Here is a 21,304-nt window from a genome sequence, read left to right on the forward strand (position 1 = left end):
TTGGAGGTAAGTCACCAATAAAATATGCAGAAGAAAATTCTCATGGGGCTAGCCCCATGAGAATTAAAAATAATAACTTTATAGAGATATTGGACAATTAAGCAGTTCTAATCAAGGGAAGCTTACAGAAGGAGCTTGTGACGTAATCAACAATAAGAAAAGTATTTTTGAAAAAGCATTGCTTGCTCTGGTTTTAATTTCCTATATCCAACCATTTATGGATGGTAACAAAAGAACGGCAAGAATTGTTAGCAATGCCATTTTAATAAATTACAATTATTGTCCTTTATCATTCAGAACCGTAGATTCCATAGATTACAAAAAGGCAATGTTGTTATTTTACGAACAGAACAACATTTCTAATTTCAAGAACATTTTTATTGAACAATTTGAATTTGCAGTTAGAACATACTTTTAAAGAAAAACGAGCTACAATCGAGTAGGTAAAGGGGAATCTCACCCCTAAACCTCTCACAGAACCGTACGTGAACTTTCTTCTATCGCTTCATGTACCTTAGTTACCGCTAGCACATTATAGTAGTGGTTTGATCAGTTCCCCTAAAAGCCCTGATCGGAAGACCTTCTTCCATCTTTATTTTAGTTACGGTGTCTTTCGACACCTCACAGCACACATCGAGTAGCCCGACATGATGAATAATCACCGTGTTGAGGCTCTCACACCACCCCCGCATCAAGTGCGGGGGGTCTCGTATTCGGCGGTTCGTAAATCATCACGCCAAGGCTCTTTTCACCCTTGGCACTTTCTTCTAGTTTAGGCATAGGCTACCACTAATGCTCCTATGCGAGTTTTAAAGAGAATTACGCTCTGTCCTTCCTTACTCGTGAGACCTATGTGATTTTAAATCAACTCGTTTCCCGTAAGTACTATGTCCTCTGCTGTCTTCTCCTTTATGCCAACTCGTGACTTTGGAGACCTCCCCAGGTAATGGCATCTTCTTTATTCACACATTCTTATTTTATATTATGGAGTTCATGATAACGCTTCGCTAAATTCACTCAATCGCTGCTGTATCTACTTAAATACCCTTTTGATAATCTTTTGGGCATTACAATGATGTGCTTGCTTACCCGAGTCATTATGCCTCTGTATACGGTTTCTGCTTGGCCTGTCCTGAGCTTGACTCAGGGTCTGTACCGAGTTTTGTAGTCTCGCTTTCTTCAGATAAAACCTCATGGTTTTCACCCTTGCGACTTACTAATGCTTCAAGACGTGACTCCTGCGCTTAAGGGACTTGCACCCTATAGATTAATTTCCTACTTTCACGTAAGAGAAAGATGCCCATGCTGGGCACACACAATAAATATAAGCAATAGCGGTTTCTTTGGGAGTTCGAGCGATAGTGGTTCTAATCAACCCCGCCAAATCTACCGATTTGACTATTTTAGTTTGTGTAGCTTTTGGCTGATTAATAACTTGATTCGAAACCACATTTAATTCCGCCACTGCTCATATTAAAACCGTTGTAAGCAAGCTGAAAAATGACATTCGAAAATTTAAATAAACATATTATTCCAATGACCGAATTCACTCTTAAGTGGAGATTTACGGAAGAAAAATATGATCGCTTGTCTGAACAACATTTGAATGCATTAAAACCGTTAGATAAAGTTGGAGCAGAATTTCTTGCTAATTTTTTAAGTTAATTGCAAAGTCCATAGTGAATTCAACAAAGACGTGTATAATTAACTGCAAGTACAAGCTTACTTACGAAAATCCTCGCGGATTTTTATTCGGTTTTTATTTACTAAATTGGGCAATTAAACCACGTAACAAACCATATACACGTTGGCAACAAGCTGAAAAAATCGAAATGCAGTTACAAAAGGCTATTATTAAAGACATCACCGAATTGAGAAAAATCTGTATTGATGCATATTCCAAAAATTTTTATGACCATTGGAATGAAGGTGGTCTTGAATGGTACTTGGAAAAAGAATTTAGTGCTGAAAGGCTCAAATTTGACCTGTTGGACAAAGACACAGAATACTATTTTATCAAACGGGGATTAAAAAATGTCGGATTTATAAAAATTAAAAATAACACGAACAAAGATTTGAACATAGAAAATGCGGTGGAATTGGAAAAAATCTATGTTCTTCCTGAATGCAAGGGAATGGGGATTGGGAAATCCGCATTGACCGAAATCATAAAAAAGACCAAAGAACACGGCTATAAAAATCTAATTTTATGTGTGATTGACACTAACGTAAATGCAATTGCATTCTATGAAAAACTTGGTTTCATATTCCATAGTAAGACCATTTTAGATATACCATATTTTAAAGAGGAATTAAAAGGAATGAACCGAATGATTATACAATTGGACGAAAAAAGCCAGTTGCCAACAATGTATAACCGTTAGCGGTCAGTTAAATCGAAACCTAAAATGACAGATATTAGACAACAGTTCATATAACTAATTCAAAACAGAAGTAAAGAAAACCCAGAATTCTTGAAAGATGACTTTACCAAAGGACGGATTGAAATGCAAACTTAACAAATGCAGCTGGTTCGAATCCTCAGAAGGCAATAAAAACCCTTTAACATATCAAAGATTATTTTTAGAATACACCAGTGTACCTATTCCTTAAAAAATAGCTATCCGATCTACTCACTCTACAATTCCGATAAAAACCTAAAATATTATTCAATAAAAAAAAATATTAAGCGAAAATCATATATTTTTACGAGCCTTATTTAGGCATGGTTTGCAATTATGTAAATTGTGTTAAGAACATATGAAAAATTGATTCAAGGGCTTTTGGATAAAGGTTTTGAATCCGTAGATAACTGGCTTACAGATGATGAGCTAATAGGTCTTCGAAAATCCCTCTTAAAACACCAAGAAAATGATCATTTTCATTTTGCTGGTATAGGAAACAAGGAAAATCTTCAGACTTTAGAAAAAATTAGAAGTGATCGGATTTATTGGATTGATCCTTCAAAAGCTAATCCTTGGGAAGAAATCTTTTTTAAAAAAATTAATGATTATGTCGATTATTTAAATCGAACCTGTTATACAGGCATTAGGTCTTATGAATTTCAATATGCCATTTATGACATCGGTTCCTATTACAAGAAACATATCGATACATTTAAAAATGACGATAAAAGACAGTTTTCAATAGTTTTTTATATCTCTGACCATTGGAAACAAGGAGATGGAGGTGAATTAAAACTTTATACCAACAATGCCGTTACAGAAATTCAACCTATTCCTGGTAAAATGGTTTTTTTTAAAAGCGATATGGCTCATGAGGTTTTAAAAAGCAATAGTAAAAGGTTGAGTATAACCGGCTGGTTGAAATCAAATTAGTAAAACTGGCTATAACATTGTAAACTTAAGAAGTATAGATATCATTGCGGTTGAATTCCTTTATAGGAATCATCACTTTTTCCCTATCCATAGGTTATAAGGAAAAGTCCATTGGGCGTTTTCCGCAACGAGCTATACACAAATCGTTAAACAAACTTTCTAAAAAGAGCAGGCTACAAATTATCCAACTGATTGCTTTTCTTATCCTCGCTAATGGTCCAAAAGAACCCTACAAAAAAGAATTGATCTGCAGCTGGTCGCAAAGCCCGTCTATTAAAATGACCATTTAAGTCTGGTGTATCGGCATATTGATACCCGTTAATATTTTTGAATCCCAAGACGTTGTTTACCGAGGCGTATAGGATCTTTTGCGGACTAATTAAGTAGGCCCAATTAATACTTAAACTATTATAAGGCTTTGTTTTATTGTTCAAAAACCCAGGTTCGTTTGGGTTGGTATAAGTCCTACCTGAAGCCAAGGCATAACTAAACCCAACCTGACTTCTCCAATCGTCGATCCAATATTTCCCAACCACAGATAAATTATGTGTATTAGCAAAATTTGGTTGGGACTTAATGGGGTAGTTTTTATAGTTCCGTTTTGTATCCAAAAAGGAATAACTCAGCCAATAATCGAAACTTTTAATGCTTTTACTATCCCTCCAAAAGAAATCGATTCCCTTGGCAAAACCAGTGCCTTCATTATTATAATGACTATCAAAATTGGTAAACTCGGTATCATATTTCACTAAATGATCATATGCCTTATAATAGGCTTCTGCTCTAAACAATCTTTTATCTGCATTATATTGATAATTAAAAATATAATGGGACGTATTTTGAGTTTTTAAAGTTTGATTAAACTTTAGGATATGACTGGATGGGTTTTGGTAAAAATGACCATACGCCAATGACACCTGACTTTTACCAGACGTTTTATAAGCCAAAGACAGTCTTGGTGCTAAAGTAAAATCTTTAAAAAGCGCACTGTACTCCCCTCTTAATCCTGATTTAAATGCTAACTTTTTGGATATAAAAATATCAGCTTCAGCAAAAGCCGCAGCAATATTGTTATCATAACCATATACTGTATTACTAATACTAGTATCTGAATAGTTTTCCTTAAAATTGGTTGCAAAGTATTCTGATCCAAAATAAAGTTTCAATCGGTTACTGATCCTGTTTTTGAATGTCAATTTTGTATGTACCGAATTTTCAGTGTCCTTAATAGTCCTTTCAATAAAATCAAAATGATTCCTTGCATGCGTATAGCTCACACCTCCAAATAATGTCCAGGTATCGTTTAAAACACCTTGGTATGAACCATTTATATAAACATTATTATTATCCAATTTAAAATGAACGCCCTCACTGTTATTGATATCCTCTTGGATCAATTCAAAATTAGTCGTATCAAATGCCCCATAAAGCTTAAAGAGCCCAGCGTTTGTTTTCTTTCTAAAAACCGCTTCTCCCGATACCGTTTCAAAAGGTTTTATCCAATCGTTCCTATTTGAAGATATAGCATTATAGGGCGCTAAATTTATATAAGAGGCATTTACGCTCAACGCGCTTTTTTCCCATTTCTGGGTATTTCCAAGTGTAGCTCCCACGCTCATAACGCCAATATCGGTCTTTTCTTGATCTGGTTCATCGATCGTATTTAGTAATAGTACACTAGAAAGTGCCTGCCCAAACTCGGCCGAATAACCACCCGTAGAAAATGTAATCCCATCAAATAGAAATGGTGAGTAACGCCCTCGAGTTGGCGTGTTATTTGTTGTAGGCGTGTATGGCGTAAATACGCGAACTCCATCTATAAAAATTTGTGTTTCATTGGCATCGCCACCACGCACAAACAATCGTCCATCCTCAGCTACCGTTGTTGTACCTGGCAATGTTTGCAACGCACCTACAAAATCACCTAAAGCACTTGCTGTAGTAACGACATCCAAAGGTTTTAACACATTCACTTTACTATGGTCTCCTGCCGAAAAAGTACCGGCAGACAGTACCACGGCATCTAAAGTATTCACATCTTCCCGAAGTTTGACAACAAGGTCTTTCATATAGGACACGTCTCCTACCATAGTGAATGTTTCATAAGACAAAAAAGAAACGATTAAAGTTTGCGTTCCTGTTTCGGTGGTGGTGAATGAAAAACGACCTTTTTCATCTGTGGTACTCCCATCGTAAGTGCCTTCTAAATAAATGTTAGCACCTACTATGGGGTTGTTTTTCATGTTAAAAACTGTTCCATTAATAGTTTTTTGGGCACTTATTTGAATCGATATTAATATAATAATGCTAGTTAAAATACATTTCATAGGTAATTTATTCTGTTGTTCATTTTTATTGATGATGCAAATTTGCAACAGAACTCCAGCTAAATAAATTCAATATAACCGAACTGTATATTTTTAATGATGAATTGAATATCCGTGATAAAGCTGTGATGGTAAATAATGTATTTTTTGAATGTAGATTTGCTTATCGTTGCTATTAATAAACAGGACGCTTTTACTCAACAAAAAGCATTTTAAAAACGAATGGCCTTAATTTTTTTTTGCTGTGATTTTTTAATAACTTTAAATGTGATTTTTTTATTTTCCAATAAAATTCACTGCCCATATTCTTTTTCAGGGATTTGCCGTATCACTCTGGGATAAAAGTATAAAAACTTATCATTTAATGCATCAAAAAAAAGCCATAGACAAAAACTATTAAACACATTCAAATTACTAATAATCAGTATTTAACAAATAACACCTAGATTATTAGTTCAACTTTTTAAATGGTCTTATAATAAGCCGTGCAGCTTTGTCAAAATTAATATAATTATAGCCCCAATTAAAGAAAACAATCACTCTATTTCTAAAACCGACCAATGCCATAAGGTGTACAAACATCCAGACAAACCAAGCAAAAAAACCTGCAAATCTAAAACGTTTTAAATCAACAACGGCTTTATTTCTACCTACTGTAGCCATAGACCCCTTATCCTTATATTTAAATTTTTTCAGAGGTTTGCCTTCTATTAATTTTATAAGATTTTTTCCTAGAAGTTCACCTTGTTGAATAGCGGGCTGTGCTACTTGCGGATGGCCGTTTGGATAGTCATCGGTCTGCATCAAACAAATATCTCCTAAAGCAAAAATATTATTATAACCTTCAACCTGATTATATTCATTTACTTTATATCTATTAGCTCGATCTATAAGCACATCTGCCTGAAGCCCCTTCACGGGATTTCCCGTAACACCTGCTGCCCATATTAAAGTTTCAGACTGCAATTCTAAACTTAAATTGGTCTGCACTTTTTTACCATCGTAGTTTTTAACAAATGTATTGCAATGGACTAAAACACCTAGTTTGGAAAGAAATCCTGCTGCTTTTTTAGAAGCATGCTCACTCATAGTAGGTAAAACACGTGAACCTCCTTCTAATAAATATATTTGCATGTCACCCGGAATTAAATCTCGATAATCCCTAGGTAAAATATGGTTTTTAAGTTCAGCAATAGCACCTGCCAGCTCAACACCGGTTGGTCCTCCACCAACAATAACAAAATTTAATAAAGCCTTACGTACCGCTTTATCATTAGTGATGGCTGCCTGCTCAAAATTCTGTAATATTAAACTACGAATATTTAAAGCTTGAGGCACTTTTTTCATAGGCATACCATATGTTTCAATGGATTTATTCCCAAAATAATTGGTCTTAGTTCCTGTGGCTATTACTAAATAATCATAACTTATATCACCAATGCTTGTTATAAGTTCATTTTTTTCTGAATTAATAGAATCAACTTCAGCTAAACGAAAAAAGGTGTTTTTATGATTCTTTAATATTTTACGAAGCGGATACGCAATAGAATCCGGTTCTAGACCAGCTGAAGAAACTTGGTATAATAGCGGCTGAAAGGTATGGTAATTTCGCTTATCAATTAAAACAACCTGAACGTTTTTATTTGCTATTTTTCTAGCAAAGTTAATGCCTGCAAAACCACCTCCAATAACAACAACTCTAGGTAAACTAGATGGGGGAATATTCATAGTAAAATAAGATATGGTGCAAAGATACTACACATAAATATTTTTAGCTATGAACTCATGGTATTTTAATAAAAGAATTTCTTAAAACTAACTATTCCTATCCAGTCGGCAGACAGTCCCGACGCAGAGCGTCGTGGAATGCTTTTCGATTAAAATTATCAAACATAGTTTGGTGTCTGTCCATAGCTATTTGTAAAAACTTTACGACCAGACATCTAGTTTATAAACTCTTAATCATGCTGCCTTATGGAAAGCTAAACCTACATGCACCTCAGTTTGCCAATTAGTTACAATCAAATCCTTATGCGATGTTATAATAGCAAAGCGGTCTTATATCCTTAGCCGAACATTAACGATAAAAAGATTATTTTTACCCCCATTGTAACGTTTTAAAATTTTAGGCTACTTATACAGTAACTAAACCATCACATTGAATAAAGAGTTAGAACACAGTTTTGTTGAATTGCTAGAAAAGCATCAAAATATTATACATAAAGTATGTCGTTTGTATACTAATAATTATGATGCTCACAATGATTTATTTCAAGAAATAACCATCCAACTTTGGAAAGCCTATCCTAAATTTCGAGGAGATGCCAAGTTTAGCACTTGGATGTATAGGGTTGGTTTAAATACAGCAATTACACTTTATAGAAAATCAAAACGAACTATTAATACACAAGATTTTGATGGTGTTGAATTTAAGATAAAAGCAGAGAATTATGATGATACGGAAGAACAGCAACTTAAAATACTTTACAAAGCTGTACATCAATTAAATGATATTGAAAAAGCACTTGTCTTCTTATACTTAGAAGATAAAGACTATAGAGAAATTAGTGAAACTTTGGGAATTAGCGAAGTAAATGCGAGGGTAAAGATGAATAGAATAAAGACGAAGCTTAAAACCATATTAAATCCGTAAGACTATGGATGAATTAGATTTATTAAAGAAGGATTGGAATAAGGATGACAATAATTATCCCAAGCTTACTTATAACGAAATATATAAGATGATTTTAAAAAAATCATCCTCCATTGTTAAATGGATTTTTATAATTAGTTTACTGGAATTTGCTTTTTGGATATCTATATCTTTCTTATTAAAAGATACTGAGAGCATGAAACGCTATGAGGAGTTAGATACCGATCCTATTTTCATGCCCCTAATAGTCATTGGATATGTTATTTTGGCCTTTTTCTTTTATTTGTTTTTTAGAAACTACAGAAGAATATCCACTACAGATAATGCGAAGGTACTCATGGAGAACATTCTCAAAACAAGAAAAACAGTAAAACAGTATGTCGCTTTTAATTTAATCTATTTAGTTGTGGCTACTTTTGCGGCTGTATTTGTTGAGTTGGGTCAAGATCAACTTATTATCGACCAAATAGAACAAGCAGCTGCCAATGGGGAAGTTTTTAAATTTTATGCCACATTTATAATAGCAGCCGTTTTATTTTTAGCATTAGCCATTGGATTATTGTTATTATTCTATTGGCTGGTTTATGGTATTTTATTAAAACGACTCAACCGAAATTATAAAGAATTAAAACGGTTGGAAATTTAAAAAAATGCTCTAACCTCAACAACATCTCCTGGCATTGCAGCGCTAAGACGAATACTTCCTACTCGAACCCGTACCAATCGTAATGTTGGGAAACCAACTGCCGAAGTCATTTTTCGTACCTGTCTAAACTTACCTTCGGTTAAAGTTATTGACAACCATGATGTTGGTCCATGCCTGTCATCCCTTATTTTTTTTGAACGCTTTGGCAAATCTGGAACCTCTTTTAATTTAAAAGCTTTGCAAGGCCTTGTTTGGTATTTTTTACCATCAAAACCTATTTCTACCCCTTCTTTCAATAGCTGAATCGCTTCCTCGGAAATGTTTCCATCTACCTGTGCATAATATTCCTTTTCAACTTTTCGGCTATTAACAAAATCACTCATTTTGCCATCCGTAGTAAGTAATAATAAGCCCTCAGATTTTTCATCTAACCTACCAATGGCCATAATCCCCTCAGGAAAATCATGAAGCGATCCTAAAAATTTCTTCGATTGCTGTTTGGAATCATGACTTTTAAACTGACTTAAATAGCCATCAGGTTTGTAAATCACAAAATGGCGATGCTCGCTTTTAGATACTTCCATTTAAAATACTATAAACGAGTTCCCTAGTTGGTTTTTGTCCGTTTATTTTAGTCCTAACAGCATCAAAGGTCACTTTAAAATCACATCCGGATTTGTAATGGCTACACCCATAAGCCGTACTGCCTTTAATAACGGTTCCTTTCTTACATTTCGGGCAACTCAATTCGTCTGGGTTAGCTTTCTGGGAAGTTTTTTTTGGTTCTAATTTTAACTTGAATGCTTCATCAAAACGGAGCAAACCTTCCAACGTACCAGAATCAGTTTTAAAACCTTTTAAATTAACCGTAGACCCTTTTTGAAGCAACCTGATATATTGCTTTTCGGAAATCTTTTTTCCGGCATAAGAAAAAGGCATTGTGAAATTACAGCCCGATTTATATGCGCTACACCCATAGGCTTTTTTCCCTTTCAAAACACTTCCTTGTTTACATTTTGGACATGTTTCGGCTGTAATCCCTGCTGTCTTTTTTTTGACCGCTTGGGCTTCTCGGTTCTTTATTGTTATTGCATGAGATATATTAGCGCGTTTCGTTTCACTTCTCACCTCATACACTAAAGCATCCACCATACGTTTCATGTTTTTTATAAACGCCCCGGCACTAAACGTTCCCTTCTCAATGTCTTTTAGTTGTTTTTCCCAAGAACCCGTGAGCTCGGCAGATTTTAATAAATCGTTTTGAATCGTATCAATAAGCTGTATGCCCGTAAGCGTAGGCAATACTTGTTTTTTATTACGCTTTATATATTTTCTTTTAAAAAGTGTTTCAATAATATTGGCACGCGTAGACGGCCTTCCAATACCATTTTCTTTCATCAATTCTCGCAAGTCTTCATCATCTACCTGTTTTCCTGCTGTTTCCATAGCACGCAATAAAGAGGCTTCTGTATATTGTTTAGGAGGTTTCGTTTCTTTTTCTAAAAACGAAGGTTCATGGGGCCCTTTCTCCCCTTTAGTAAATACGGGCAATAGTTTATCGTTCTTTGTCTCGTCGAGTGCCTTCGAAGTTTCAAAAACAATACGCCATCCTTTCTCTAAAACCTCTTTTCCCGTAGTTTTAAAGGATACATCTGCAGCCTTACCAACCACGGTAGTATTAGACACCAAGCAATCATCATAAAAAACAGCTATAAAGCGTTTTACTATAATATCGTAGACCTGTTGCTGATTATATTGCAAATTAATCTGAATACCCGTTGGGATAATAGCATGGTGATCTGTTACTTTTTTATCGTTGAAAACTTTAGTTGACTTTCTTATTTTCTTTCCTAAAAGTGACTGTGTCAACTTTGAATAATTTGTTAGCTTTTCAAGAATATTAGGTACCTTAGGATATATATCGTTTGGTAAAAAAGTAGTATCTACTCTAGGATAAGTAACCACCTTTTGTTCATATAATTTCTGAACAATCTTAAGCGTCTCATCTGCCGAAAACCCAAACTTAGTATTGCAATACACCTGCAACCCTGTTAAATCAAAGAGCTTTGGAGCATATTCTTTACCCTTTTTCTTTGTAATAGATGCTATTTCAAAATCACTTTCCTTGACTTTATTAGCTAACGTTTCCCCATCTTCCTTTTTCAAAAAGCGTCCCTCTTCATAACTAAACAACGTTTCCCTATATAACGTTTGTAATTCCCAATATGGCTGGGGCTTAAAGTTTTCAATGTCTTTAAATCTACTAACCACCATTGCTAATGTTGGTGTCTGTACACGACCAACCGACAACACTTGCTTATAACCACCATGTTTTACAGTATACAATCTAGTGGCATTCATGCCGAGCAGCCAGTCACCAATAGCTCTGGAAAAACCTGCATAGTATAAATTATCGTAATCTGAAGCTGGTTTTAAGTTTTCAAATCCTTCTTTAATGGCTTCAGCAGTTAATGAAGAAATCCATAAGCGTTTTACTTCTCCTTTATAATTAGCTTCATTCATCACCCAACGCTGAATCAATTCTCCTTCTTGACCAGCATCCCCACAATTTATAACAACATCTGCCTTATCGAATAGGCTTTTTACAATTTTAAATTGCTTTTGTATTCCTGAATTAGAAACCACTTTTGTTTCAAACTTTTCAGGCAACATAGGTAGATTATTTAAGTCCCAACTTTTCCAATATGGTTTATAATCGTTAGGCTCCTTTAAAGTACATAAATGTCCAAAGGTATAAGTAATAGCATAACCATTACCTTCGTAATAGCCATCACGTTTGGTGCTAGCTCCTAAAACAGAAGCAATCTCACGCGCTACGCTTGGCTTTTCGGCAATACAGACCTTCATTAATTTACGATTATATTTTTATATATAAGAATACGCAAAATAAGGATTTTGATATTGATTTTGAAAAGGAATTATTAGGAGTTATTAACGATAAATCCAACATCAGGATCTTTTTATTTTTATTATTAAAATTTAAGCTTTAAACTTTAATAATTTTTCTTAGCTTCGTAATGAATTAATGAAAAAGCCCCTTTTCAAAAATGACCAAAATAACCTATGCCCTAATAGCACTATGCCTTAGTGTGTATTATAGTTCCGGACAAATAGGTGTTGGAACAACAAACCCCGACCCTTCGTCCATTTTAGATATTACATCTACCAGTCAAGGATTCTTAGCCCCTAGAATGACACAGAGCCAAAGAGATACAATTGGTTGGTATTATCCATGTTACTTCAATAGGCATAATAACAATTTTTATGGAGGCATTCCTCTCGAAAATTCAGCAACAGATTATGCTCAATTGTTATTGGGCAACAGACCCCAAACGACTTAGTTAACTTACAAGTAATACAATAGCGTTAAATTATTTAAAATTAAACAACATCAATTAATTTTTACTACTTTATTTTTTAATGAAAAAGCCCCTTTTCAAAAATGATCAAAATCCATTATGTATTAATAACACTATGTCTTAGTGTGTATTATAGTTTCGGACAAGTAGGTGTCGGAACAACAAACCCCGACCCCTCGTCCATTTTAGATGTTACATCTACAAATCAAGGACTCTTAGTCCCCAGAATGACACAGAGCCAAAGAGATGCCATAACCACTCCTGCCGAAGGATTGTTAATATACAATCTGGACAGCAATTGTTTTCAATACCACAATGGCACAACATGGTCCGATTGCTTAGGTGAATCCCAACAAGCAAATAAGTTAAACTGCAATTCAATTAATGCTAACGGAAATTATGCAGTTGGAGAAACACTAACAAGTGCTAATACAATAACCATAGATGTTTTAGTTAATTCTTATGATACATATACCATCAGCACAAATACCGTTAATGGTTATAGTTTCTCTACTTCTGGAACGTTTTCATCCTTAGGTGTCCATACCATAACATTAACAGGCTCCGGCATCCCTATAGCTGAACAAACAGATACTTTCACCATAGATTTTTCAGGAAATGGCTCCACCTGTAATGTGGATATCAGGGTAACGAATGGGTTTTTAGCAAATTGCTTAGCTTATCTAAATGCTGGATTTACAACAGATGGGATATACACTATTGATTCAGATGGTGCCGGAGGCAACTCAGCCTATGATTGTTATTGCGACATGACCAATGACGGTGGTGGGTGGACGCTTATTTTTAATCACAACATTGCTGGCGGATATTGGACAGGCAATGAAGCCCGTGATGGGCACAATATTAATGCGCCTGGATTAACAACAAATAAATACTCGATATTAAACAAAATGAGCGAGATAAAAAGTGCAACGGATTATGAGTTTAGACTACATTACCCTTCTGTGGGACTCACTAACCATTGGTCACAAACATTTGACCCCAGAAGCGGAAGAACTCCAACGAACCCCAACCCAGTTACTGGATATAACCCAATTAGCATTGATGTGAGTAGCGATAATTGGGGAGGTATTGAGTTTTCTGGAAATTCTACTTACCTAGGAGGTAGTATTGGTCGATATTACCCAAGATACTCCATAGGACTTGAAGTAAACTGGTGGGGTGGTATACGTGCAGGATCAACCACAACAGATCACACACAATTATTTGTTAGATAAACAACCTAAGGTCGCCAACGTAAGCATTTGTATATAAATCTGAATATAGAAATTTGTACGTTTTAAAATTGAACTTTTCTAGGATCGACAGCAATTGTTGTTGGATTGCTTAGTCCTATTCTGGTTATATGACTTCTCCTATCATTGCCATGACTCGGTCTGCTAAATTGTTATTTTTAAGTCATGGCAACAGTAGGAGGCATGCATTATGTTATAAAGAGCCATAAACTAAAGGAAAAATAAAAATCTTTAATTTCGAAAAAGTATTAGAATAAGCCACTTTTCCCTTCTACATGAAAAATTTGATTACCACTCACGCTTTTTATTAAGCTCTTCGAGCGCTTCTAATTCTTTTTGGGGGATTACTTTTAAAAAAGATGGATGTTGTTCGATAGCATATTCGATTTTTTTCACAATCTCATTGGTAGTTTCATTATCGTAGTCGATCTCTAAAGGTTCTTTAATCTCAAAAGATTGTAAAATATTTTTCTTTTTAATACGTAATCCTTTTTTATCAAAAGAGCGCCTAAAGCCATCAATAACAATAGGCACTACAATAGGTTTGTATCGCTTAATAATATGGGCAGTTCCTTTTCTTATGGGTTTAAAGGGCGTTGTTGTACCTTGAGGAAATGTAATCACCCAACCATCGTCTAAAGCCTTTCCGATACTGGAAATATCACTCATCTTGACTTGCCTGTTCACATCTTGTCCTTCAGACCTCCACGTACGTTCAATACTAATAGAACCAACATAAGCCAGTATTTTAGGCAATAGGCCCGCTTTCATAGTTTCCTTGGCCGCTACATAATAGATATTCAACTTAGGATTCCATAAATACCCTACATTTTTTATAGAATCCACACGTCCACTTAAGCTGGCGTTAAAGACGTGGAACATAGCCACAACATCGGCAAAGTAAGTTTGATGATTCGAAATAAACAGTACATTGGTATCTGGTAAGTTTTTAATAATTTCAGAGCCTTCTATCTGTAACTCGTTAAACCCTCTAAAACGACTATGGGTTAATGTGCCTAAAATTCTAATAAGCCACTTTTTTAAAAATAATATATGTCCGAATGGATTTCTTTTAAACAATCCCATAAATCACGCGTCAAAATTGATTGGTTAAATGCAAAAATAACAAATCTATTAAACTACATGTATGGTTTTAACAAGTCTTTAATTTCACTTAGCACCATAGCGGTTGCTCCCCATACAATATGCCCATTTAATTTAAACGCAGGAACCTCAACTTCAGCACTATATGAGGTCGATACTTTTTTAGTGATCACTATACCATCATCTAACAAGTGTTGTAGATCAATTTCAATAATAGCTTCCACCTCATCCTCTTGTTTAATAAAACTTGGTGTATAGCTAGTAGTCCCCAAAAAAGGTTGTACATAAAAATTACTGGGCGGAATATAAACTTGAGATAATTTGCGAATAATTTTTATGGCATCCATAGGCACACCAACTTCTTCAAACGTCTCTCTTACTGCTGCTACCTCTAACGAAGTATCTTGCTTTTCCAATTTTCCTCCAGGAAATGCAATTTGTGCCGAATGCACACCTTTATATGTTTTTCTTAAAATGAGCACAAATTTTGTCTGTTTAGTTATATCCGGATAAAACAGCATCAATACCCCTGCCCTTTTGGCCTTTTTTATGGCCTCTTTTTGTTTTTCCATAAGAGATCTTCGAAAAGGTGGCACCATTTTAAAGTGGGACGATTCGGCTGGAAGCGCTATATTCTTTACTTTTGAAGTTAATTTTAAAAATTCATCAAAATTCATATCTATGAGGCTCGTATTTCTTTTATGTATCTTTTTTTTATTTCTGAACTGTGAAGATAAAAAAACTAAAAAGAAAATTATTACCGAAACTACGGTAACTAAACAGGAGAAAAAAGAAATTACAAAAGACACTATTAAAGAAGTTAAAAGAGCATTTCCTAAGTTAGATTCAAAAAGTGCTATGGCCTTTTTTATGGAGTACGACAAACATCATAAAGAAAATAAAGTACGCATTACTACAGATTTTGGAATTATTGATATCTTGTTATTTAACGAAACAAAATTCCATCGTTCCAACTTCATCTTCTTAACAAAACAGAAATATTTTAACGGTACACAGTTTTATAGGGTTATCAATAACTATATAGTGCAAGCGGGCAATAGCGATGACAAAAAAACAGCTAGGAAACGTGCCCATATTGGAAGGTACTTATTACCGCCTGATACAAAACGAGGGTTTAAGCATGATAGAGGTGCCGTATCGATGCCCAGCAGTGAAATTAACAACCCGTATAAATTAGCATCGCCTTTTGAGTTTTTTATTGTACAACAAAAGGGCGGTGCCCATTTTTTAGATGGTGACTACACTATCTTTGGTAAAGTAATAAGAGGTATGGATGTTGTTGATAAAATTGCTGCCGTTGAAACCGATGATGGGGATTGGCCCGATAAAAATATTTACATTAGAAACGCCGAGATTATTGATTAGTTATTGACCTAAGGTCGATTATTATTTCACTAACTATATCGTTGTCCGATAGCACCTTTCGTTTCCAGTTTATGAGCATTCTAAGATAAAAACTCACATCGAAGAGACATGCTATATTTTACATTCAAATTGATTTCATATTTACCTCTCGACCCAAAATTCACCAAATAAAAGTTTTAATACTGTTTATAACGATTACAAAAACATGTACTTAGCTTGATTGGAGTCGTTTAAATCACTTCATTAACAAAATTTAAACTTCTACTGTTTTATTCAATTTGAAAATCCTTTTTAATTTCATACTTTGCATACAATAAACTATTCACATAGCAAATGGTAGATATTACAAGAATTTTTGATTTTCCATATTATCAGTTAGAAACGTATAATTTAGATAAAGTATTCACCTCTAAGTATAATGGTAAATGGCATTCTATTTCAACTCAAGAATATATTAATCAAGCTAATGCTATTAGCAGGGGCTTGTTACGTTTGGGTGTGCAACCAAATGATAAAATAGCTATTATTTCTTCAACAAATAGAACCGAATGGAATGTTTTAGACATTGGAGTACTTCAAACCGGCGCGCAAAATGTACCAATTTATCCAACCATTGCCGCTGAAGATTACGAATACATTTTAAACCATTCTGAATCTATCTATTGTTTTGTTTCTGATGCTGAAGTTTTGGACAAGTTAAACACGATCAAAAGCAATACAAAACTTAAGGGTGTTTATACTTTTAATGATATTAAAGGTGAAGAAAGCTGGAAAGCCGTTTTAAAATTAGGTGAAGACACCAGTAATCAAAACGAAGTTGATGCCAGGAAAGAAGCTGTTAAACCTCATGATTTAGCCACTTTAATTTATACCTCGGGCACTACAGGGAAACCAAAAGGCGTGATGCTATCCCACAACAACCTAGTATCTAATGTATTGGACAGTTTACCTAGGGTTCCTTTAGAAATAGGTAAATCTAAAGCATTAAGCTTCTTACCCGTATGTCATGTGTTTGAAAGAATGATATTATACCTATATCAATATTGTGGTATAGAAATATATTTTGCTGAAAGTCTTGAAACTATAAGTGATAACTTAAAAGAAATCAAACCAAATATCATAACAGCCGTACCTAGGCTTTATGAAAAAATGTATGATAAAATAATCGCCAAGGGAACAGAATTAAAAGGCATAAAAAAAATATTGTTTTTCTGGGCCGTAAACTTAGGTTTAAAATATGAGCCTTATGGTAAAAATGGCTGGTGGTATGAATTTCAATTAAAAATAGCGAACAAACTTATCTTTAATAAATGGCGGGAAGCCTTAGGAGGAAATATTAACACGTTGGTATCTGGAAGTGCCGCACTGCAACAACGATTAATCAGGGTGTTTTCTGCTGCGAAAATGGAAATACTCGAAGGGTATGGATTAACAGAAACATCTCCTGTAATTTCTGTAAATTGTCCGTTTAATAAAGGTATTAAGATTGGAACTGTTGGTCGCATTATAGATAACGTTGAAGTTAAAATAGCTAGTGATGGAGAAATTTTAGTAAAAGGTCCTAATGTCATGCTCGGCTATTTTAAAGACCCTGAGAGAACTAAGGAAGTTATGACCGAAGACTATTTCCATACTGGTGATATTGGAGAAATAGATAGCGATAATTTCTTAAAAATCACCGACCGTAAAAAAGAAATGTTCAAAACATCCGGTGGAAAATACGTAGCCCCCTCATTATTAGAAAATCAATTCAAACAATCAAGATTTATTGAACAAATAATGATTATTGGAGAAGGTGAGAAAATGCCTGCTGCATTAATTCAACTTAATTTTGAATTTGCTAAAGAATGGGCAAGACGACATGGTATAACATTCCAATCTAACAACGACATGATCACCAATCCTCAATTATTAGAGCGGATTCAAGAAGAAATTGACGCAGCCAACAGACATTTTGGTAAATGGGAACAAATTAAAAAATTCGAAATCACCCAAGATATCTGGTCTATTGATTCTGGTCATTTAACGCCTACCATGAAAATGAGAAGAAAAGTAATTAAAGCAAAATATACAGATTTAATAGAAAAAATCTACAGATCATAACTTAACCCCGTATTATGCATTAAAAAACCTATGGCACCATAGAACTAATTAAAAAACTAGTATCTTGCTATACTTTCTTGGTTTTATTGTATATATGAGATTCTAATGCAGAATACAGGTTAAAGATCACGAAACACATTTTCAATACTCTCTCAATTAAATTGTGTTAAGTTTTACATCAATTTATTATGCATGCATAATAAAATTTTATATATTTGGTCACCAACTGAATATTATGAAAGATAAAACTATTGACTATATACTAAGAACGACATGGCTTGCAGTCCAAAAAATGTACAATGAAGAAGCTGCAAAATTTGAAAGCACTATGGCAACCGGGTTCACTTTATTGAGTATAGACCCAGAAAAAGGTACACCTTCAACTGCTTTAGGGCCTAAAATGGGAATGGAAGCCACTAGTTTATCTAGAATATTAAAAACTATGGAATATAAAGGACTCATTGAACGCAAACCCAATCCAGAAGATGGTCGTGGTGTGATCATTTCCCTTACCGAATGTGGCCTTGAAAAAAGGGGCTATTCAAGGGATAAGGTTTTAACATTTAACGAAGCTATACGAGATAATATATCAGAAGAAAAATTGAAAAGTTTTTACGAAGTAGCCGAAGTTATAAATGATATGGTAACAAATAAAAAAATATATAATCAAAACGATTAGTAGTATAAAATGAGTAAACGTAGAATAAAAAAAGTGGCCATTATAGGCTCTGGTATTATGGGTAGCGGTATTGCTTGCCATTTTGCTAATATTGGCGTAGATGTTTTATTACTTGACATTGTTCCAAGAGAACTCAATGAAAAAGAAAAATATAAAGGTTTAACACTTGAAGATAAAGTAGTTAGAAACAGATTGGTTAACGATGCACTCGCAACATCATTAAAATCAAAACCCTCCCCTATTTATCATCCAAAATTTGCAAACCGTATTACAACAGGCAATCTGGAAGACGATATTGCGAAAGTAGCAGAGGTTGATTGGATCATGGAGGTCGTCGTTGAACGATTAGATATAAAACAACAGGTTTTCGAATCACTTGAAAAGTACAGGACCCCAGGAACTTTAATTACAAGTAATACGTCTGGTATTCCTATTAAGTTTATGAGCAAAGGTCGTAGTGAAGACTTTCAGAAGCATTTCTGCGGAACACACTTTTTTAATCCTGCTCGCTACTTAAAATTATTTGAAATCATTCCTGGCCCTAAAACAGATCCTTCGGTTTTAGAGTTTCTTAATGGTTATGGGGAGCAGTTTTTGGGAAAAACATCTGTAGTCGCTAAAGACACCCCTGCTTTTATTGGAAACCGTATTGGTATTTTTAGTATCATGAGTTTATTCCATACCGTTAAGGACATGGGATTAACGATTGAAGAAATTGATAAATTATCAGGCCCCGTTATTGGCAGACCTAAATCTGCAACATTTAGAACCGTTGATGTTGTTGGTTTAGATACTTTGGTTCATGTCGCAAACGGCATTGCAGAAAACTGTAAAGATGATGAACGCTTAGCGCTTTTTAAATTACCGGATTTCATCAACACTATGATGGAAAACAAATGGTTAGGAAGCAAAACCGGACAAGGATTTTATAAGAAAACCGTTTCTGATGAAGGCAAAAAAGAAATTCTATCCTTAGATTTAAATACCTTAGAATACCGTTCTGCACAAAAGGCAAAATTCGCTACTCTGGAACTTACTAAAACCATCGATAAGGTTGTGGATCGATTTAAAGTACTGGTCTCTGGCAAGGATAAAGCAGGTGAATTTTATAGAAAAAGCTTTGCTGCTTTATTCGCCTATGTTTCTAATCGTATTCCCGAAATAACAGACGAACTATATAAGATCGATGATGCGATGAAAGCTGGTTTTGGTTGGGAACATGGCCCTTTCCAAATTTGGGATGCTATAGGTGTTGAAAAAGGTATAGAAATAATAAAAGCTGAAGGCTTAACGCCAGCTGCTTGGGTGAACGATATGCTAGCCGCTGGAAGCAAATCTTTTTATTCTGTTAAAGAAGGGGCTACTTATGCTTACGATATTCCAAAGAAAACACAAGAAAAAATACCAGGCCAGGATGCGTTTATCATCTTGGACAATATTAGACAATCTAATGAAGTATTTAAAAACTCAGGGGTCGTTATTGAAGATTTAGGAGACGGCATATTAAACTGCGAATTCCAATCTAAAATGAATACCATTGGAGGTGATGTTTTAGCAGGACTTAATAAAGCGATCGATTTAGCTGAAAAAGAATACCAAGGGCTCATTGTTGCTAATCAAGGTCCTAATTTTTCAGTTGGCGCTAACATCGGTATGATTTTCATGATGGCGGTTGAACAGGAATATGAAGAGCTTAATGCGGCCATCAAGTATTTTCAAGATACCATGATGCGTATGCGCTACTCCTCCATTCCAACCATTTCGGCACCACATGGCATGTCTTTAGGAGGTGCCTGCGAATTATCTATGCACGCCGATAAAGTAGTGGCAGCTGCCGAAACCTATATTGGCTTAGTTGAATTTGGTGTAGGCGTTATTCCTGGTGGTGCTGGTTCTAAAGAAATGGCCTTAAGAGCTTCTGATACGTTTAGAAAAGGTGATGTAGAATTAAACATCTTACAAGAATATTTTTTAACTATCGGTATGGCCAAAGTGGCAACGTCTGCTTATGAAGCTTTTGATATGGGCGTGCTCCAAAAAGGCAAAGACATTGTTGTTATTAATAAGGACAGACAAATAGCTACTGCAAAAGCACATGCAAAATTAATGGCAGAAGCCGGTTATACACAGCCCATAAAACGCAACGATGTAAAAGTGCTCGGAAAACAAGCATTGGGCATGTTTTTAGTGGGCACCGACTCTATGGAAGCTGCAAACTACATAAGTGAGCATGACCATAAAATAGCAAACAAATTAGCTTATGTTATGGCTGGAGGCGATTTATCAGAACCTACTTTAGTAAGCGAACAATACCTATTGGATCTTGAGCGCGAAGCCTTCTTAAGTTTATGTACAGAACGTAAAACCCTAGAACGCATTCAGCATATGTTGAAGACGGGGAAACCACTTCGTAATTAGAAGCCCTCTGTCTT

Annotated in this window: 18 protein-coding genes; 12 read left to right on the plus strand and 6 right to left on the minus strand. The window is 34.9% G+C overall.

What is annotated here, in order from left to right:
* The first annotated feature begins 145 nt into the window (after nt 1-145).
* From PQO00_RS15735 to PQO00_RS15750, 4 genes are all read left to right on the plus strand, one after another.
* Nucleotides 146-418, plus strand: a complete 273-nt coding sequence (locus PQO00_RS15735) for a Fic family protein (protein WP_337992856.1) — start codon at nt 146-148, stop codon at nt 416-418.
* Nucleotides 419-1,500: 1,082 nt separating this feature from the next.
* Nucleotides 1,501-1,665: a hypothetical protein gene (locus PQO00_RS15740; protein WP_274185810.1), complete on the plus strand. Its 165-nt coding sequence runs from the start codon at nt 1,501-1,503 to the stop codon at nt 1,663-1,665.
* Nucleotides 1,666-1,679: 14 nt separating this feature from the next.
* Nucleotides 1,680-2,384 carry a GNAT family N-acetyltransferase gene (locus PQO00_RS15745; protein WP_274185811.1) on the plus strand — a complete coding sequence of 235 codons (705 nt, stop codon included), beginning with the start codon at nt 1,680-1,682 and terminating at the stop codon, nt 2,382-2,384.
* A 363-nt stretch (nt 2,385-2,747) separates the two neighbouring features.
* Nucleotides 2,748-3,338 carry a 2OG-Fe(II) oxygenase gene (locus tag PQO00_RS15750; protein ID WP_274185812.1) on the plus strand — a complete coding sequence of 197 codons (591 nt, stop codon included), beginning with the start codon at nt 2,748-2,750 and terminating at the stop codon, nt 3,336-3,338.
* Between the two features lie 173 nt (nt 3,339-3,511).
* On the opposite strand, the gene PQO00_RS15755 is transcribed toward PQO00_RS15750, so the two are convergent.
* On the minus strand, nt 3,512-5,665 hold the full coding sequence (locus PQO00_RS15755) for a TonB-dependent receptor (RefSeq protein WP_274185813.1): 2,154 nt from the start codon (nt 5,663-5,665) through the stop codon (nt 3,512-3,514).
* A gap of 450 nt (nt 5,666-6,115) precedes the next feature.
* Entirely contained in the window at nt 6,116-7,393 is a 1,278-nt protein-coding gene (locus PQO00_RS15760) for an NAD(P)/FAD-dependent oxidoreductase (RefSeq protein WP_274185814.1), read from the minus strand.
* 430 nt (nt 7,394-7,823) lie between these two features.
* Between PQO00_RS15760 and PQO00_RS15765 the strand changes: the two genes are divergently transcribed.
* Entirely contained in the window at nt 7,824-8,318 is a 495-nt protein-coding gene (locus PQO00_RS15765; protein ID WP_274185815.1) for an RNA polymerase sigma factor, read from the plus strand.
* Nucleotides 8,319-8,322: 4 nt separating this feature from the next.
* Nucleotides 8,323-8,964 carry a hypothetical protein gene (locus PQO00_RS15770; RefSeq protein ID WP_274185816.1) on the plus strand — a complete coding sequence of 214 codons (642 nt, stop codon included), beginning with the start codon at nt 8,323-8,325 and terminating at the stop codon, nt 8,962-8,964.
* On the opposite strand, the gene PQO00_RS15775 is transcribed toward PQO00_RS15770, so the two are convergent.
* Both PQO00_RS15775 and PQO00_RS15780 read right to left on the minus strand, forming a co-directional pair.
* Complete coding sequence (locus PQO00_RS15775) at nt 8,961-9,548, minus strand: pseudouridine synthase (RefSeq protein ID WP_274185817.1); 588 nt, start codon at nt 9,546-9,548, stop codon at nt 8,961-8,963. The genes PQO00_RS15770 and PQO00_RS15775 overlap by 4 nt on opposite strands.
* Entirely contained in the window at nt 9,535-11,832 is a 2,298-nt protein-coding gene (locus PQO00_RS15780; protein ID WP_274185818.1) for a type IA DNA topoisomerase, read from the minus strand. The genes PQO00_RS15775 and PQO00_RS15780 overlap by 14 nt, the downstream gene beginning before the upstream one ends.
* Nucleotides 11,833-12,032: 200 nt before the next feature.
* On the opposite strand from PQO00_RS15780, the gene PQO00_RS15785 reads away from it, so the two are divergent.
* Together PQO00_RS15785 and PQO00_RS15790 are read left to right on the plus strand one after the other, a co-directional pair.
* Entirely contained in the window at nt 12,033-12,326 is a 294-nt protein-coding gene (locus tag PQO00_RS15785; RefSeq protein ID WP_274185819.1) for a hypothetical protein, read from the plus strand.
* 101 nt (nt 12,327-12,427) lie between these two features.
* The gene (locus PQO00_RS15790) at nt 12,428-13,582 is read left to right on the plus strand and encodes a fibrinogen-like YCDxxxxGGGW domain-containing protein (RefSeq protein WP_274185820.1); all 1,155 of its coding nucleotides are present in this window, start codon (nt 12,428-12,430) and stop codon (nt 13,580-13,582) included.
* A gap of 306 nt (nt 13,583-13,888) precedes the next feature.
* Here PQO00_RS15790 and PQO00_RS15795 read toward each other — a convergent pair whose 3' ends face one another.
* Both PQO00_RS15795 and PQO00_RS15800 read right to left on the minus strand, forming a co-directional pair.
* On the minus strand, nt 13,889-14,686 hold the full coding sequence (locus tag PQO00_RS15795; RefSeq protein WP_274185821.1) for a 1-acyl-sn-glycerol-3-phosphate acyltransferase: 798 nt from the start codon (nt 14,684-14,686) through the stop codon (nt 13,889-13,891).
* Between the two features lie 53 nt (nt 14,687-14,739).
* A complete protein-coding gene (locus PQO00_RS15800) occupies nt 14,740-15,276 on the minus strand; it encodes a CoA pyrophosphatase (protein WP_337992854.1) in 537 nt (178 codons plus the stop codon).
* Between the two features lie 109 nt (nt 15,277-15,385).
* Here PQO00_RS15800 and PQO00_RS15805 point away from each other — a divergent pair, with 109 nt between their 5' ends.
* From PQO00_RS15805 to PQO00_RS15820, 4 genes are all read left to right on the plus strand, one after another.
* Entirely contained in the window at nt 15,386-16,090 is a 705-nt protein-coding gene (locus PQO00_RS15805) for a peptidylprolyl isomerase (RefSeq protein ID WP_274185823.1), read from the plus strand.
* Nucleotides 16,091-16,423: 333 nt separating this feature from the next.
* Nucleotides 16,424-18,193: a long-chain fatty acid--CoA ligase gene (locus tag PQO00_RS15810; RefSeq protein ID WP_274185824.1), complete on the plus strand. Its 1,770-nt coding sequence runs from the start codon at nt 16,424-16,426 to the stop codon at nt 18,191-18,193.
* A 235-nt stretch (nt 18,194-18,428) separates the two neighbouring features.
* Nucleotides 18,429-18,872: a MarR family winged helix-turn-helix transcriptional regulator gene (locus PQO00_RS15815; RefSeq protein ID WP_274185825.1), complete on the plus strand. Its 444-nt coding sequence runs from the start codon at nt 18,429-18,431 to the stop codon at nt 18,870-18,872.
* A gap of 9 nt (nt 18,873-18,881) precedes the next feature.
* Complete coding sequence (locus PQO00_RS15820; protein ID WP_274185826.1) at nt 18,882-21,290, plus strand: 3-hydroxyacyl-CoA dehydrogenase/enoyl-CoA hydratase family protein; 2,409 nt, start codon at nt 18,882-18,884, stop codon at nt 21,288-21,290.
* The last annotated feature ends 14 nt before the right edge of the window (nt 21,291-21,304 follow it).

Origin of the sequence: Flavivirga sp. 57AJ16, from assembly GCF_028736925.1 — a bacterium.
GTDB lineage: Bacteria > Bacteroidota > Bacteroidia > Flavobacteriales > Flavobacteriaceae > Flavivirga.